The organism is Flavobacterium flavipigmentatum (assembly GCF_020911905.1).
Lineage (GTDB): Bacteria > Bacteroidota > Bacteroidia > Flavobacteriales > Flavobacteriaceae > Flavobacterium > Flavobacterium flavipigmentatum.
This window is the reverse complement of record NZ_CP087133.1, coordinates 567,115-585,410: the sequence shown is the minus strand read 5'-3', so window position 1 is coordinate 585,410 and position 18,296 is coordinate 567,115. Positions and strand designations below refer to the sequence as shown.

13 protein-coding genes are annotated in these 18,296 nt (G+C 30.5%); 11 read left to right on the top strand and 2 right to left on the bottom strand.

Features of this window, described 5'->3' with window-relative positions; all coding sequences use genetic code 11:
* Window positions 1-214 precede the first annotated feature (214 nt).
* Both LNP22_RS02870 and LNP22_RS02865 read right to left on the bottom strand, forming a co-directional pair.
* Window positions 215-2,674 (bottom strand): AAA family ATPase, encoded by a 2,460-nt coding sequence (locus LNP22_RS02870; RefSeq protein ID WP_229975255.1) that lies wholly within the window; start codon window positions 2,672-2,674, stop codon window positions 215-217.
* A 7-nt stretch (window positions 2,675-2,681) separates the two neighbouring features.
* Window positions 2,682-3,734, bottom strand: a complete 1,053-nt coding sequence (locus tag LNP22_RS02865; RefSeq protein WP_229975254.1) for a PKD domain-containing protein — start codon at window positions 3,732-3,734, stop codon at window positions 2,682-2,684.
* Window positions 3,735-4,072: 338 nt separating this feature from the next.
* Between LNP22_RS02865 and LNP22_RS02860 the strand changes: the two genes are divergently transcribed.
* The 11 genes from LNP22_RS02860 to LNP22_RS02810 all read left to right on the top strand — a co-directional run bounded on the left by LNP22_RS02860 (window position 4,073) and on the right by LNP22_RS02810 (window position 18,282).
* Window positions 4,073-4,714, top strand: a complete 642-nt coding sequence (locus LNP22_RS02860) for a C40 family peptidase (RefSeq protein ID WP_229975253.1) — start codon at window positions 4,073-4,075, stop codon at window positions 4,712-4,714.
* On the top strand, window positions 4,698-5,642 hold the full coding sequence (locus tag LNP22_RS02855) for a hypothetical protein (protein WP_229975252.1): 945 nt from the start codon (window positions 4,698-4,700) through the stop codon (window positions 5,640-5,642). The genes LNP22_RS02860 and LNP22_RS02855 overlap by 17 nt, the downstream gene beginning before the upstream one ends.
* A gap of 2 nt (window positions 5,643-5,644) precedes the next feature.
* On the top strand, window positions 5,645-6,610 hold the full coding sequence (locus LNP22_RS02850; RefSeq protein WP_229975251.1) for a TssN family type VI secretion system protein: 966 nt from the start codon (window positions 5,645-5,647) through the stop codon (window positions 6,608-6,610).
* Window positions 6,611-6,644: 34 nt separating this feature from the next.
* Complete coding sequence (locus tag LNP22_RS02845) at window positions 6,645-7,730, top strand: LysM peptidoglycan-binding domain-containing protein (protein ID WP_229975248.1); 1,086 nt, start codon at window positions 6,645-6,647, stop codon at window positions 7,728-7,730.
* A gap of 42 nt (window positions 7,731-7,772) precedes the next feature.
* Window positions 7,773-8,270: a DUF4280 domain-containing protein gene (locus LNP22_RS02840; protein ID WP_229975246.1), complete on the top strand. Its 498-nt coding sequence runs from the start codon at window positions 7,773-7,775 to the stop codon at window positions 8,268-8,270.
* 34 nt (window positions 8,271-8,304) lie between these two features.
* The gene (locus tag LNP22_RS02835) at window positions 8,305-11,340 is read left to right on the top strand and encodes a peptidoglycan DD-metalloendopeptidase family protein (protein WP_229975244.1); all 3,036 of its coding nucleotides are present in this window, start codon (window positions 8,305-8,307) and stop codon (window positions 11,338-11,340) included.
* A gap of 3 nt (window positions 11,341-11,343) precedes the next feature.
* Entirely contained in the window at window positions 11,344-12,009 is a 666-nt protein-coding gene (locus tag LNP22_RS02830) for a hypothetical protein (protein WP_229975242.1), read from the top strand.
* Window positions 12,010-12,287: 278 nt separating this feature from the next.
* Entirely contained in the window at window positions 12,288-14,273 is a 1,986-nt protein-coding gene (locus LNP22_RS02825; RefSeq protein WP_229975239.1) for a glycoside hydrolase family 19 protein, read from the top strand.
* The gene (locus tag LNP22_RS02820) at window positions 14,270-15,508 is read left to right on the top strand and encodes a hypothetical protein (RefSeq protein WP_229975238.1); all 1,239 of its coding nucleotides are present in this window, start codon (window positions 14,270-14,272) and stop codon (window positions 15,506-15,508) included. The genes LNP22_RS02825 and LNP22_RS02820 overlap by 4 nt, the downstream gene beginning before the upstream one ends.
* Before the next feature lie 431 nt (window positions 15,509-15,939).
* Complete coding sequence (locus LNP22_RS02815; protein ID WP_229975236.1) at window positions 15,940-16,782, top strand: hypothetical protein; 843 nt, start codon at window positions 15,940-15,942, stop codon at window positions 16,780-16,782.
* 381 nt (window positions 16,783-17,163) lie between these two features.
* Window positions 17,164-18,282, top strand: coding sequence for a hypothetical protein (locus tag LNP22_RS02810; protein ID WP_229975234.1), 1,119 nt, complete (start codon window positions 17,164-17,166; stop codon window positions 18,280-18,282).
* Window positions 18,283-18,296 lie beyond the last annotated feature (14 nt).

Here is an 18,296-nt window from a genome sequence, read left to right as displayed (position 1 = left end):
ATATTTCCCCACAACAATATGCTTTGATCTGTTTTTAAGCAATTTTAATTGGCTTACAAAGTAAACCTAAATCGTGAATTACTCTTTAAGCAATCGCAATAAATTCAATGCTGTTTTATTAGTGTTAACGGTTTTTTTTAAGTGATTTAATTGAGGGTATTTCCAAAATATGATGCCTCTATTTTAAGGGATAGATTTTTAAAATCTTTCCTTTTTATTTATTCAAAACTATTTCTTCCTTAATCCATTTTACCTCGTCATTTTCAACCATGACAATCATTTTATCGCCGTCTTTTACTTCGCCTGATATTATTTTCTTAGCCAATGGTCTTCTCAAGTGACTTCGTATAATGCTCTTTATTGGCCTTGCGCCATATTTAGCACTATAGCCATTTTCAGCAAGATAGAGTTTTGCTTCCATCGGAATTTCTACTGTTATGCTAAGGTTTTTAAGTAAATCCATAAATTCTTTTTTAAGATGGATTTCAAATATTTTCAAAGCATTTTCTTTACTGATAGGTGCAAAAGGTACAATTTCGGTTAGACGCCCTAAAAATTCTGGTCTAAAGTAATTCCCCATAATTTCCATTAAGGAAGTTGAAGTTGGAATCTTACCGTTGTTGAATGTTTCTACAATATGATCTGCTCCAATATTTGAGGTAAAAAGGATGATTGCATTCGAAAAATCACCTTCTTTTCCTAATCGATCATGCAATTTTCCTTCGTCCATAATTTGAAGAAATACATCATAAACAGAAGTATGCGCTTTTTCTATTTCGTCAAATAATACAATAGAATATGGTTTTTGTCTAATTTTATTCACTAGCAATCCCCCTTCTTCATAACCTACATAGCCCGGAGGTGCTCCATAAAGTAAGGCTGCCGAATGTTCTTCTTTAAATTCGGACATGTCAAAGCGGATAATGGCATTTTCATCCTGAAAAAGGAATTCAGCCAAACTTTTTGCTAACTCCGTTTTTCCAGTTCCTGTTGGTCCTAAAAAAAAGAAAGATGCGATAGGTTGTCCTGCTTTACTTAACCCGGAACGAGATTCTAAAATAGAGCCCGCAACCGTAGCAATACAATGATCTTGCCCGATAACGCGTCTATTTAAAACTTCCTCGATATTGTTTAGTTTTTCTTTTTCTTCTTCTTTTAGTTTTCCAGCAGGAATGCCTGTTTTTTGAGCAATAATAAGTGATAGATCAAAAGCTTCGATATGTACACGTTTATCCAATGCTCTCTCTTCAAGAATAGTTATCAGGTTCTCGATATGGTTGATGATAGATGAGGAAGTTTCAAATGTTTTGTTTTCATTTTGTTGCTCCACGACCATCAAAAATGTTGCTTTGTTAAGAAGGTCAGTCAAGAACCAATTGCACTCTTTTATTAGTTGTTCTTCAGATAAACTAATTTCGTTATTCTTTAAAAGCATTAATTTATCAAGAAGAGATTGTTTTTCTTTTAAAAAAGTTTCTCCCGATGTTTTCAAGACCGACATCGTATGATCTATAAGGTTAATTGCCGACTCAGGAAGGCTTTTTTCTTTTAAATATCTTCTGGATAATCGAATGGACTCTGAAATCGTTTCGTCGTCAATTTGTATTTTGTGATGCTCTTGATAAGATTTAATCGATTCCCTAATCATTCGAAATAAAGTGTCATCATCAGATTCTTCGAGTTTTACAATCTCAAACATACCCGACAAGCCTTGTTCTTTTTCAATTCTTTTTGAATATTCGTCGATTGTTGAAGTCGCTATAATGTTCAATCCTTTCGCTAATTCTCCTTTTAAAACATTAGAAACTCCAGAATCTCCACCGTTTTTATCTAATAATGTATGGATTTCTTCTATTATAAGAATCGCTTTTGGAAATTGTTTTAATTCCTGAATACAATTTTTTAGGCGGTCCTCGATTTCTCCTTTGTATGATGCTCCAGCAATTAATGATGATAAATCGAGTTCAAAAAGTTGTACTTTATGTAAAACATCAGGGACCTGATTGGCAATTACATTTTGAACAAGAGTTTCGATGAGTATCGATTTACCAATACCGCGATCGCCGATAAGTAGAACATTAGGTTTTGAAAATCGGCAAAGAATTTCTTTTATCGTATTTAGTTCCGTCTCGCGGCCAATTGCAGAAATTTTTTTCTTCTTTTTCTCTAGATTTTTATGTATTGCGTATTTAGCCAAAAAGCCTTTTTTAATTTCCTGTTTGACAGTGTTGTTGTCTTGTGATATATTGGTTTGTTCTTCCAGTAATTCGTTTCTGGAAATAGGATAAGTTTTCATTTGATCAAAATTAAAACCAACTCCCGGCGAGCTTATCGCCACAATAATAGCATACAGACTGATTTCGTCTTCATTTAAAATGATACGAACAGACTCTGCTTCTTTGATGATTTCATCTATTAAATCGCTGGGTTCGGCATCAGCAACCTGAGTCGATTTTGGCTCTTCTTCCATACGAACTTCTGCCCATTCCTCCAGATAATAGACGTCTTTTTCCATTGCTTCAAGACGCTTTAAAAGTGATAAATCCCTATTTAAGATAGCCTTCAGTAAATGAGACGCAGAGTAATATTTATTTAAATTGGTTTTAGCAATCTTTTTAGCGATGTCTAATGCACTTAGCAATTCTGCACTAAAAATGTTTGTTTCTTCTTCCATACTATTTTTAATCTTTAGACCAGATCATGTATTTTTTTACTTTGTAGCTGATATTCAATCCTTTTACACAGTTATTTTGCTTGTCTTTGTTTAATCTAATCGCGTCTATTCTTATTTTTTTACCTTTTATAGAAGCACATAATTGAGAAAAAGTTAATAAATCATTATCATTTTTTACAACTGGAATATCAAGGTCATCACATAAAAATTCAGCAAAATCGTCTTTAACTTTATTGCCTTCTGCTACTTTAAGTAATAAGATTTCAAATTGATCTTCGGAGACCTTCGGGGCTTTTTTTAGGATATTCGTACTGTCTTTTTCTGTTTTTGTTTTGGGGGCTACAGGAACATATTGCAGCATGTCTTCCAAAGGATCTTTTTTTAACGAACCTCTTGGCAAGGCAAAGGCTTCTGCTTGTTTCTCATATTCATAAGAGGTCACATCAAGAGGATTCGTTTTTTTAATCACTTTTGGATGCACATAGATCATTTTTTTTGCTATACGACTAAAATCTCCATTGATAACAAGTGTGATTGTTTTTTCTCCTGGGGTTGAAAAGGTGTATACCGGATTAGAGGAAGTTTCATCAATTCCTCTATTTTCTCCAAATGCCCATTCCCATGTTTTGGCATTGTTGGATACTGATTTAAAATAGGTTGGCTGTCCTACAAAAATTATTTTTGCCGAGATTATCTTTGGTGTACCCAAAATATCAGCAGCAAACTTGTCTTTAATGATCAATTCTTTAGTGTGTACGCAACTTCCGTTTATGGTTAGAGTGACAAAATAAGATCCTGGGTTTTTATAGACATGAAATGTATGCTTTCTTACATCTATTTCAGAACCGTCTCCAAAATCCCACTTCCATGATTTTGCATTAGGTGTTTTGTCATAAAACTCAATGGATTCCTGGCTTTGGGAGTGATCTGAGAAAATATAAAACTTCGCATCCTCGCAATCTACATGATTGAATAACTGAATTATAAAAGCTACAACTCCAATTAATAACAATATGGTAAAGAAAAAGATAACCCGAATATCAATATTTTTTTTATTCATTGCAATTTTTTAAGAAATCAACTAAGTGAGATATTTTTTATGAAAAACAAAGCAAAAATAGTTTTATTTTTTTTAAAACTTTTAAATTTATACAAATAATTTTACAAAAAATATTTGTATTCTTACAAAACAATTTATTACATTTGCGTCCTTGCGAATTACACATGTAAAAGAATTAATAGTTAAAGAATTAACAGTAACCTTATGGGGTGTTGATTTTATTGCTGTTAAAGAAGTTGAAATGTTAATTTATTTTGGGTATTGCTTAGAATTCAAAATTGAGAATAAATTGGTGTCATTTTTTTGAATATCACGGTAAAACAATAAATAATATTTTTATGAGACAGGCAGTTTTATTACTTATTTTGATGCACTTCTGTTTAGAAAGTAGTGCACAAAATTATATTTCGCAAATTCCTTTCAAATATGATTATTCTTTAGAATTGTTAAAAAAGCAATCTCAAATGAAAGAAGTTGCTCTAAAAAACAACTCAGTTGTCAATGATAATTCAGAAAACTTAAGTGACGCAACCTTAGCTTTAAAGGAAAAATACTCGATTGTGTTGGCGGTTATGCCAAATAAAATCACAAATTACAAATTGTATTCCTATATCGATCCGTGGATAAATACTCCTTATAAAGAAAAAAGTTTCTCTAAAAAAGGAATTGATTGTTCCTATTTTTTGCAGTCTTTGTATAGTGATGTTTATAAAGTAACTCTACCCAAAGACCCCGCTGGGATGTGGAAATCCAAATCGATTCAAATTTTTACAGGAAGAAGCTTCTTAGCAGAAGGTGATCTGGTTTTCTTTAGATATGATAAAGATCATCCTATCTCTGATGTTGGCCTATATCTGCACAACGATAGAATTTTGGCTTGTACTGACAAAGGGTTAGCTATTTATAATTTTAACGATGAATATTTTCAGTTACGTTACATAGGAGCAGGACGAATTAACGAAGATGCAAAGAAAAAATAAAAAGAGTCTTGAAGATTTGGTACACGAAATAGAAAGTATTTCGTTTGATATTAGAGCCGAAGTAGTTGCTAACGAACTTATTGCGGGCAATAACGTCGTTCAGGATGAAATTATGATTTCTAATCAAGGGCAATTTTCGAGAGCCCATAGAAGTGATATTTTAGGAGCAACAATTCAGGATGACAACTACGACAAGCAGGAGTTTCTTAACATATTATTGTCGAGAGACAGTATATATGATACTTTGCCAGAGGGTCTTGTGCATAGCTTAAGCGAGAACAATGCTGATAAATCGGTGGGGCAAATGATCAAGGAGCATAAGCACCAGAAGAGACAGGAAGCCGAAGCTCGTAATTTTTTTGCACCTTTTGAAAACGAAATTTTTCATTTTAGGACTAAAATAGAAAGTGTTGAAAGAGATTTTTTATACAAGTTAAACGGGAGCAAGCCGTTAGAATTTTTCTACGATTTCTGGGGGTTGCCACATATTTATCCGGCAGTTTTGGTATCCAAATTTATCCAGATTTTGCCTTACGCTTATAAAATTGTGGGAGATATTGATTTGGCATGTCGCTGCCTGTCAAGTATTATTGAAGAAAAAGTGAGTTTTACTACCACCACTTCTAAAGAGTACAGTGATGAAGGAGAGCAAAATATATTGGGAGAAAATAGGCTAGGAGTCGATTTTATAGTGGGTAAAGATTATATGGATTATTCGTTGAATGTAACCATGAAGATTGGCCCAATAACGAACAAACCTTTTTATCATTATATCAATAATGGAGAAATTAAAATATTTATAGACTGTTTTTGCGAACATTTTTTTCCGATGGAAGTAGAGGTAAAAACAGTTTTATTGATGGATCATGAAACCGAACAGTTTAATTTTAATAAACTACCTGTGTTAGGGTATACAACACGAATTTAGTAATGGTAAAAAAGCATTTAGGGGCACTTATAGACATTAGGCTTATTGTACTTTTAGTTATAATTATAGCAGTTTGCGCTATTCTAACAATGGTATTTAGCGATAAAGTAAAAGAATTTCAGGTAAAGTATAAAAAGAAATTTTACATCTACCTTTTTTCTTTTGTGGTGATTTATGCCTTGGTAGGTTTTTTAGGATACAACAAATTATTTACAGAACTGTCTGATGAATTTCTTTTTTATCAAATAGCTTCATTATTTTTTGGAATTCTTCATGTTTATTTATACCGATGGTATTTTGAGGAGTTTAATTTAAAAAATATAGTTGGCACAGAATTGTTGTTTGCTTTTTTGGTTACGCTGTATTCTAGTGTCTTGTTTATTGTTATTTACACCGCATTAAACGGAATCAGCTTAACGTTCCTGATGTGTTCTCATTTTCTGGTATTTCTGGTACCCACTGGAGTTTACAGCGTATTTAATTATATGATGCAAATTCCACCTAAAGAATACGTTACCTGGAGAATACCCTCTGGTGATAATCCTTTTCCAGAAATTGATACTGTAGAAATGAAGGATTTATTATTGATCACTTTATTGATTCAAAAAAAAGAAGATAGTCCAATTTATACATCTATTCGGTCTAAAGGTCCGGTAAGGATTGATTTTGGCAAATTGTTTTATCACACCGTTTCAGGGTATAACGAACATAATGCCGAAGGTAAAATCGACTTAAAACATAATGGAGAAAATTGCAACTGGGTCTTTTTTCTGCAACCTAAATGGTATCAATCCGCCAAGTATGTAGATGCAAAATATACTTTAGGAATGAATGGTATTACTGAAAATTCGGTAATTATATGCAAAAGACAAAAGGAAAAAGAAGTGGTCATAAAGAAAAAGAAGCAAAAAGAAGATGATTTTATTTATGAGCCAACTCCAGAAAAGAAGGCAGAAGAAGTAGCATAATAGTTTAACGTGTAGATTTAAGATATTTAGGCGAATGTATTATATAAACGAATCGGAGTTGTTATCGTCTGATAAGCATCGTACTTATAAGATAAGAAAGGGAGATACGCTCGAAAGCGTAGCTCGTGATCTTGGCGTAGCTGCTCAGGAACTCAGAAGATATCATAATATATATTGCGCTATTCCGGATTTGATAGAAGCTGATTTTAAAAGTCATTTAGAATTCTTGATTTTGGCTCCGGAAAAAAAAGAAGATTCAGTAGATGAGATAGTAGAGAAAAAACCTCGAAAAGTCATTTTTGGAAAAGATTATAAATTGCCTTTTCTGCCTGAAGGAATCAAAAAAGAATACAAAGTACAGTATACCACAGAAGTGGGTCAGGAGATTGATACAATAGAAATGGAAGTAAGCCTGAAATGGCTTGCTACGGATAAAAATAAATTTCACCTGTTCGAAATAAACAGAAAATCTATTTTTATCAATAACAAAATGCCAGACACAGTAATGGAGGAACTCGGAGTAAAGACTGCCGCAGTGTTGTATCCGCTAAAGATTGTTGTTGATGGCTCCGGTAAATGGGTTGATATTTATAATTACGATGATATTGTTTATCGTTGGAAGGATACAAAAAGAGAAATTTTAGATTATTATGAAGGAGAGGTTGTTAAAGCATACATAAAAGAAACAGAATTTGCATTAGATAATTCAGAGAGATTATTCACATCACTTCGTTCTGATTATTTTTTGAGGACTTTTTTTAACGGTATCAATGTTGGGTATACAGCTGATTATGGATTCCAGAAAGATTTTTTATTTCCGCTAGAAGAAGAAACTGAATCTGTATTTAGTGTGGAAAACAAAATATCACCTAATCTGGATGGTGCTGGTTTGATTAAGATAGAACAAAAAGGCGATTACGTAGATTCTGGCTTTGGTTTTATGTATGATTATGCTCCTTCGAAAGTCAATTATAATGCTGTTTACTTTCTGAATTCGGATACTTATGTTGTAGAAAAAATGAATCTAGAATGCAATATTGATAATATTGAACCAAAAAAATTAACTATTGTAATTGAGCTTTTTAAGAATAATAAAGAGAAGAAAATAGTTGAAAATTAAGAAGAGTTAATGATTTGTTTGACATCTAAATAAGGTAAAGTCATGAGTAAAAAACATGTAGTAGTACAGGGAGCTACCGTAAAATGTAAATTTAGCGTTGAACCTAAGTTGGATAAACTTATGGTAAAAACGCAGAGTAAGCATTATGCTAATGACAAAGATGCGGAAAATAAACTCATAGCAACCGATAAAGAAATTGGTCAAACATTAGAGAAAAACACCTTTGGTAAATGTAAAATGCAACCCAACGGAAGTGGTGATTACTTGCCATGTCAGGCAGTAATTACTAAATGGAGTGGTTTCTATGAAAAAGTTACATTATCTAATAAAGGAAAGATATTAGTAGAAGACAGCAAAGCTACTTGCCCCATTGGAGGGCCTGATTGCATCACTGTTGACAAACATGGGCAGAAAGCAGAAGCGAGTAAACAGAATGTAAAGAATGCCAAACCCGAAGTCCAAAAGCAAATAAATCCGATGGTAAATATAAAAGAGCTATTTGAAATTGAGCATACAGACGAAGGAATAATATATAGTTAGTAAAAAGATTTGATTATTTTCTAAAAGCATACAAATGGCAAAGGGGGTAAAAAAAATAAAGTGGGTAGGTAATAGTGGTGCACTAAGAGATTTTAGTGTGCCAGATAAAATACTTTGTATAAAACCAAATCAGAAAGCTCCGTTTGCCGTTGGTGAGTGGTATAATGAAACTACAGAGGATCAAAAAAGAGGAAACATCACATGGTTGTGGATGGATCAGAAAAAAAGAAAAATTTTTAATAGAACAATAAAACCAGCTGGTGTTCCTTTCGGCGTTGAATTGCCTAAAAAATTATGCGGATCTTATGCCTATTACTTAGAAGCTAGTTTATATGGAGGACATGATCAAAGAAACACGGGACTACATGTATATGGAAAATGTGAAAAAAAAATAAGTTCTTCCTCATGGAGTAAAAAACAAAATACGGCAGATAAAAGCGAAATAAATTATGGACATGACTTATTTATTACACTAGAAACAGAAGGCATAAATGGTGATACACTAACATTAGAGTCATATACTGCAAAAAAACCGCATACTCCTATAGAAAGTGTAAAAGCAAAATGCATTAACGGAACACTTAAAGCTACGTTTAAAACGATGTCTTGTTTTATGAAAATCCCAGGATTGCCTGAAGATTTAGAAAATTTTTATATAAAAGTTCTTGAAATTACAGGAGAATACGTTAAAAATGCAAACGGGAGTGATAAAATACTTTCTTTTACTATAAAAAACAAAAGGGTAATACCCGTATTTGAAACACCAACGAATACAACACCTTTAATAATTGACGACACCCCTAAAGAGGAAGAAGTAAAAATAGAAGGGATTATTAGTGCCTATTTTGCTAAAGAAGAATTTTCGTTGGAAACTTCAGAGACCGCGGGACAACATGAATACGTTTTTCGAAGCAAAAATGTTGCTATTGACAAAGATAAGATAGCATCGATCATCAAAAAACGAGTAGATGAACAAGTAAAAGCAGATAAAAAATATGCCAAACTTGATGATATTAAAAATGTGCTTACGGAGCGTGGTTCTTATGAAATTGGAGCATCTCTATCTTTTAATTTATGCAAATTAGGTGCTAAATTTATAAAAATAAATAGTGCCCCACTGGAAGAAGAAGTATATGTGGTCGCCAAAACATTTTTATTGGATGGTAAAGAAGTATCGATTACGATAAAAGAAAAAGAAGGCATTGTGGTAGATGCAGATGCAGCTGTACCTGTTACAGAAGCTAAAGAAAACGGAGCAGAACTTACCACACTAAAAGCAACTGTAGAGAATGGGTTAGCCAAAGTAAAAGTAAAGCTGCGCCCAAAAGCAGATGAGGATTTAAAAAAATGGAAAGAAAAACTTCTTAAAGGAAAAAAAGATGAAGCTTACAGCTATAAATTTAAAAATGAAACTGTAATTACCGATAACAACAAAAAGCAATTCGCAGCAATAATACTTAACAATGCAAAGGAAGGAAAACAAGGCAACACAAAAATAGCAACAGGAAAAACGGCCTTTGTAGACGATGTAGAAAAAGCATTAGAAAGCAAAACTTACGGTATTGGAACAACTATTAGTTTTGATACCTACAAAACACTAGCCGAAAGTCTTTGGTTAAAAGCCGAATGCCAAGGTGATACTAAAAAACATGAAGGAGAATTTTTGAAAAGAGATGGTGAGTATTTTGTAATTGGTAAAGGAAAATGCCCTAGATGTGAGGAAAGAATAACTATTAAACAAATAGAAGATTTATTCGGTGTTTTTATTAAACACAGGGTCTTCAGACAAGAAATTATTGACAATTTAAACAAATACATTTTCGATTCGGGTAAAGAAATACACATTAATACTTGTTTGAGAAAGTCACATTTCTTTGCTCAAGTTGGTGCAGAAACATTAGGTATCAATCCTGATTGGATGGTTGAAACCGACGTATATAGATACTCAAAATCAAGATGTTTAGATGTGTTTAAAGACAGAGCTAAAGAATTGAACAATAGTAGATTATTAGATAATTATTGCAATGAAAACCCCCAAAAAAAATTAATGAATTACTTGTATGCAAATGAAAATGGATTTGGTAACGGAAATGGAAATGAAGCTAGTGGAGATGGATATAAATATAGAGGAAGAGGATTAAAACAATTAACAGGTAAAGGAAATTACAAAAGTGCTTCTGAATATATTCAGGAATTTTTCCCAAATGAATACATTGATTTAGAGGCAAATCCAGAAAAAGTAAAAGAAGCAAAATATGCTGTTTTATCAGCAATAGCATATTGGGAAAAGCATAAAATATGGAAAACTGCTGACACTCTAAAAACGTCAAGTGATGAAAACATCAAAAAGATAAGGAGCATCGTAAACCCAGGATTAGCAGGTTGGAAAGATGCGAAGGCATATTTTGAAAAAGGAGTTGATGTTTTTAAAGTTAATTCTTGTTCTCCCCTAGAAGTTGGTAATTCAACATGGAATGACCCTATTGATAATCCTCAAAGAACTTACTATAATTCTGCAGGAGTACATAAAGAACAGAATGGGGCTTTCGGACCTGTGAGAACTAAAATATTAAATGGACAAACTGTACCAAAGAACCATCAAGGTCTTGATATTTTTGCGGATATCGATACTCCATGTAAAGCATGTTTAAATGGCACAATAGTAAGCTACATGAATGAAGGTAATGATGGCTATGGTAATGTGTTGGTTTTAGAAGTCAACGGAGAGGATTTGAGAAATGCGAAAAAGAATTATAATCTTGAGTTTACAACAGAAGTAGAAAGTGGCGCAGGTTTTGATATTAATGCTGACAAATTTTATTTAAGATATGCTCACCTTAATTCGGCAGTTAAAACTAGTGGAGAGGTAAAGTCAGGAGAAACGATTTGTTATACTGGTGATTCTGGCAATGCAGGAGGTGTTCCAAACCCACATTTGCATTTTGAAGTAGCAATGAAAAAATCAGGTAATGGATCAGGGCTTACTAATAGATACAATCCTGCATTTTTTGTGAGGTTAACTAATATAAATCAACAACGCCAAGAAGAAGTGAAAAATGAAAGATCGTAAAAAATGAAAAATTATATGCACAATACTTATTTAAAATTGTTTTTCCTTTTTGGATTAATATTATGTAGCTGTAAACAAGACAATCAGTTTCATCAAAAAGAAAAAGAAATAAAAATTAAATATGATACTACAAAAGTTACTTCTATTGATGTAAAAAACGATAGTAGTTTCATAAAAAAAGAAATCTCATTTGATATCATTCATTCTTTTAAAGAAGAGACTGCTGAAAGTTCTTATACATGTATTGATACGAAGCTAACCTATAAGACAGATAATAGCTTCATGCTAACAAAAAAAGATTTTGTAGTTACTGATGTTGATTTATCTGAAACAAATTATGAAGGCCCTGGTTTTTCAATATATTCCTATCAATCTACCATAAATAAGAGTATAGAAATAATTATTATTGAAGCTTTAGCTGATATTGGTACAAGCTGGTATTATGTAATTGTATTAAATAATAATGATTTGGTTGATAAATTTTATATTAGAGAACCTAGATCAAATTCTGAAAAAACTGAGATCAAAGATTTTATAAGCATCTTTTTAAACAACAAAATATTAATGTTTAAGTTTAAAAAAGACAAAATAGCTAAATATTCTAAAGTTGCTCCTGATTTAAAAAATGATTTAGAATATGTTTATATTGAAAAAATACTGAATTTATAGAATGAAATAATTATTATGGTAATTTATCAAATGTGTTGATAATAAAAACCAGCACCATTGATAGCGGGGATTTGCAATCCGTATCCACAAAAAAATAAACAGAGGAAATTTATAAAAGATTTTAAAAAAAACAAGTTCATTGAAATATTGAAATACAAAAAACAAAATTTGCAGTACAAGGATATGCTCATAGAGCAAATTGTAGATCGTCGCTAGATATTAAGTTTCTAGCGATGCTTCTAAGGTTTTGTAAAAAATAAATCAACTAAAATATCTTATTGAAATCCAATAATCTAAAGCTAAATGCAGCTGTACCCGTTACAGAAGCCAAAGAAAACGGAGCAGAACTTACAACACTAAAAGCAACTGTAGAGAATGGGTTAGCCAAAGTAAAAGTAAAGCTGCGCCCAAAAGCAGATGAGGATTTGAAAAAATGGAAAGAAAAACTCCTTAAAGGAAAAAAAGATGAAGCTTACAGCTATAAATTTAAAAATGAAACTGTAATTACCGATAACAACAAAAAGCAATTCGCAGCAATAATACTTAACAATGCAAAGGAAGGAAAACAAGGCAACACAAAAATAGCAACAGGAAAAACGGCCTTTGTAGACGATGTAGAAAAAGCATTAGAAAGCAAAACTTACGGTATTGGAACAACTATTAGTTTTGATACCTACAAAACACTAGCCGAAAGTCTTTGGTTAAAAGCCGAATGCCAAGGTGATACTAAAAAACATGAAGGAGAATTTTTGAAAAGAGATGGTGAGTATTTTGTAATTGGTAAAGGAAAATGCCCTAGATGTGGTAAATTAACATTAGATGAATTAGATTTAATCTTTACTAGTGCAACTAAAGCTAAAAAGGAAGAATTAATGAATGCTTTCAATTTAGCAAACAGCAAATTTGGATTAAATACTTGTCAACAAAAAGCTCATTTCTTTGCACAAGTAAGAGAAGAAGTTGGTTTAAGTATTAATGTAAAAGATGGAGAAGGCCTAAATTATGCTGTTGAAAAACTTACAGAAAACTATACGCGATTTAGTACAACAGGATTATTAAATGGTCCACCTAATGATTTAGCTTTTACTTACGGTAGAATTGATAGTAGTAATATTACTTTTTTAAGAAACACATACAATAGACACACTTTAACTCAGCATTCTGCTAATGTTCAAATGATTGCAAATATCGCTTATTCTAATAGAAATGGAAATGGTGATATTGCAAGTGGTGATGGATGGAAATATAGGGGTAGAGGTATTATACAAATTACAGGAAAAGATAAATACATTAAAATCAATAAAAGAATCGATTCTGATTATTTAGATTTTACTACAGATATTGATGCAAATAATATCAATAATATTAATGAAGGAACTGTTGCTAGCATGGCGTATTGGAAAGAATATAAGTGCATGGATGAAGCAAATAAAGGATATGAAAAAGAACATTTAGATAAGGTAGTAGATATAATAAATAGTAAGACACCTACAAGAAATGCAAGATGGGAAAATCTAAAAAAAATGATTGAAATATTTAAGGTAAAAGAATGCTCTAAAGATACTACCGCTAATGAATCCTCAGAAGGACAATATGAATATTATATTTATAAAACTGGAAAAGTTAAATTTAAGAACGGAACCCAAAAAAAACATGCTTATTATGTTGAAAAAACGGAAGGTAAATTTAAACTACTTTATTCTTTAGATGAAAATGATTACGGAATGGTTAAGATACCAGATTCAGGTAGTGGTTTTAATAGATATTCAGGTGTAGATTCAGGGGGAACTTCAGGAGGGGAGATAGTAGGGCAAGGAGATCATTACTTGCTGCCTAAAACAGCATCTGCGTTATTTGGTATTATCAATGATGTAAATGAAAAAGGTTGGGAAATTCATTTAGGTGATATGTCTTCGAAAAATGGTAGTGATCCTTGGCAACCTGGTTCGTTTCATCATGCGGGGCATGGCCATAATGGTACTAGGAAAGGTTTAGATTGTGATTTTAGATATTTAAATACTTTAGGGAAAAGCTATCAAGGTTTAAATACTAGTTCAGTTTTCGATCAAGAAAAAAATAAAACGGTTTTTACTTTCGCTTATAAGTATGGCTTTAGAAAAAACTTTTGTGCTAATCCAGTTACTGTTTTAGGAAGTACTGTTTTGGGTGTAATACACCAAAGTGATCATGATGATCATGGGCATATAGGATTAACAGATTTAGATTTAGAAGAAGTTTCGTCAATTAATGTAACAAAAATATGAAAAGAATTTTGATGCTTTTATGGAGTCTATTCTTAATAGGATGTAATGGCCAAATAAAGAATGACAATTTATACGACAAAGCTGATATAATTAAATTAAAATTTAAAAATTCATCTGTAGCTCTTGAAGGAATTAATAGTGTAAATGATAATGCTAAAGAAGATTTTAATATTAAAAATGATGGAGAAAAAGTTTTAATACAACCTGCATTTTTGGAAAGTGACTTATTGGATGGAAAAGAATTAAAATTTTTAAATGGTAATGTCAAAAATATCAAAATAACTTTTAGTTATGATGCAGTTTTTTACGGTGAAGAAAAAATTAAAACTACACTTGGATTCGAACGAGATACTACAATATTTTTGAAATTTGAAAATAAAAAAGTTCAAATTCCAAGTTTTGAAGATATAAAAAAAACAGTATTTAAGAAATTTGAAAATAAAAAAATATATGATGTAGCATATTTAGTCAATCAAAATTATTTTAATAAAATAGTTGAAAATTATGAACTTTATGGAGGTAAAGATTCTCCAGATTATAAATCAGCTTTAGCTTTTTTAAAGAGTAATAAGAAATCTCAAAAATTAGAAGATTTATTTATAAATATTGATTACGTAAAATTTAATATTCAGTTTGAAGATAATTCTAACTTACATTCTTCTATAGTTTTTGATCGAATGTTGAAAAAAAATGATTTTTCAAAAAAAGAAACAAATTCAAATATAGATCAAGTAGCTCCGAAAGGATTTTATGTTTTAGACAGTACTATTATTAATTTAAAAAATGTAGAATTTAAAGTATTGACATTAGAAAAAGATGAAATAAAAAATAAAGAGAATGCTCAACACAATTCAAATCCTATAATTATTTTACAAAAAAACAACAATCAATATCAAAAAGTAAATGATAATTATGGCATAGTTTTTAAATATGATGATAATTGTCCTGCTGATGGATATGGAGGTATTGTAAGTAAAAATAATTATTTTACTGTTCAGCAAATATTTTGTGAGGATTTTTTATTTGTTAACTCGTATACAACATTTAAAATAGATGAAAATACAGGAAATATAAATCTTCACAAATATGGTGAAGAATATACAGACAGAAGTAATCCCGAATTGAAAATTCCTGCAAAAACCTGGTCAATAAAAGATTTCGGAAGTGTCAAATTTGAAAGTGTAAATGAAGGTTTTTTAATTGATCTTAGAAATAAGAAACCATTAAATAAATAGATTTATAATCGATAATATTCGATTATATATAAAAAAAATACAACAAGCTCCTTGACATTTTGAAAAGAAAAGCCTCAGCTAGCAAGAATAAGATATTCTTGTTAGCTAGAGGAATTTTAATTTGTCATTTTATCTTTTTTTGTTTTTGTAATTGCGAGAAAGTTAATCGTGATAAATGCAAGGTGCAACTTTTAATTAAAAATGTAGATAAGCAAAAGTTTAAAAGTTATAAATATGTTCGAACGGATATTAAGTAGGGAGCTATCCAAGAGAGTGTCCTTAAAACAAATTTTGTTAAAAAAATATGTTATCACAATCTTATGGAGAAAGAAAAGAAAAACTACTCAATAAATGTACTAATGATTCTGATAATAATCATAACGACCACCTACATATACAAGGGTATGCACCAACATTAAAAGAACTTTAATATGAAATATTTTATTTATCTCCTTTTTTTAATTCAATTTCAAAGTTGCAAATCGGATACTGTCTCAACTTCAATTATTTCATCCAATAAAGAAATTAAGGTCGACACTGTTAATCAAGATGGTTATTTAATAAACTCAATAGATAAAATTGCTATTGGAAAAAAAATTGAAGAAGAAAACAAAATAAAACAATTAAAAATAACATTGAAAAATTCTTTTGAGAGGGAAGTTGTTAGGCCATATATGTGGGATATTTTCATTTCAAACAATGACACTTTATTGCAATTTTACAATTATAAAAAATTTATAATCAATAATGTTAAGTTTAAATCTTATTATATAAAAATAGATTATGAAGATGGTAATTATGAAAGTATCCTATTGGTAAATGAATCTTTAAGTACTGAATATAATAGTATGATAGTATACGAAGAACTGGAATCTGAAGAAAAACATTTAAGAAATGCACAGATTAAAGGAGATAAAATTCAAATCATTTTGAAAAGTCCCAATCGATCCGAAAATCTAGATTTTCAGGTAAAAGATGGATTATTTTTAGATTATTTTGATCTACCAATCGTTAATAAAAAGTTTGGTAATAAAAAAATATTGAATGATAATGAAATTTTTGAATATCAATTGAAAGGAAATACAAATAATCATTTAAAAAATGGTTACTGGATTGAAAAAAGGTATTCATACGAATATGGCAAAAGTATAATTCAAGATGGATATTATATCAATGGATTAAGAAATGGTGATTGGAATTTTTCTCCCGAAGGTCCAGTAGATATGATAAAGAAATTTGATAATGGGAGATTTATTTCACAATCATATCCTTAAGATAAAAAAAAGGATTTTAACATAAAGAAAGCTCCTTGACATTTTGAAAAGAAAAGCCTCAGCTAGCAAGAATAAGATATTCTTGTTAGCTCGAGGAATTTAATAATATTTTTTAATTTTCATTTTTTTTGTTTTGTAATTGGGAGAAATTGTATCGTGATAAATGTGAGGTGCAACTTTTAATTAAAAATGTAGATAAGCAAAAGTTTAAAATTTATAGACATGTTGGGACGCTACGAAGTCGAGAGACTTCGCAGAGCTTGGCTTCAACAAGTTATATTGCTGATACTGCAACTTTTTTAAATGTAGCTTCTTCAAGAGTTAATCCTGAGTATTATATGAAAACAAAATTTGACAATAATGGTGAGAAAATATAATACGATGAAATTAATAATAAAAGTAGTTTTAGTCTGCTTATTAATTATTTCTTGTAATGGTCAAGTTAAAAATAAAAATAAGCAGGAGATAGAAGAGGATAAAAAACAGGTTGAAAAAATAGATAAGGTACAACCGCCTGTTAATTTTTTTGAAAAAAAATACTTTAATGGCTATATGATTTCATTTGGAGATTTTGATATATCAGAACATCCATATCGTTTTTATTATAATTATGAAAATAAAGAGGTACAATGGTTTGCCATAAGTTATGTTCCAAAATACATTTCTTTACACAAATATTGGCTTAACTATCTTCATGTCCCTAATAAAGAGGAAATTACAGGGAGTTCAATAATTGAAAAAATAGTCAGTAAAGATTTAAGTTCATATAATATTTTTGCAGTTTATATTCCTAAAGAATATTTAGACATATCGAATGGAAAATCAGAAGAGGCTATGTTTTTTAAAAATAATACCGAAGTCTATTTTTATCTATATAATCTATCTGAGAAAAAATGGAGTCTTTTAAGAAAAGTAAAAACAAATAATCCATTAATTGGAAAATATGATTTTTTTTATAAACTGTTTCCAGAATTATTTTCATTTGATGAAGTTTCGAAATTAAATGAGAATAGAAATGTTGCTTATTCGTATGATTTTGATTTAGATCAAGACGGAATAAAAGATAAAATCATACTTTATACAAATGATGAAGAGAAAGGAGAGTTTGAGAGAATTCATTTTGGACTTCCTATGGAAATAAAAAAGGGGTTACCTGATAAAACTTATCAAACGTGGTATAATAATAATTTGATAATACGTAAAAATAATTTTAATTGTGCCACAGAAGGATTTAGTACAATAGTTTCTAAGGATAACTACTTTACAATAGAAAGCCAAATTTGTTCAGATTACATTGAGATATCGTCCTACCTAACCTTTAAAGTAATTGGGAAAAATATATTACTTTACAAATACAGTGAAACTTATTTTGATAAAGCTGATCACGACAGAATAATACCTCAAAGAACGTGGGGAGTTAAGGATTTCCATAATGTGAATTTTGAAGATGTTACAGATGATTTTCTAATTAAGTTAATTCAAACTAAACCAAAAAGGTAATAATTAAATTCAAT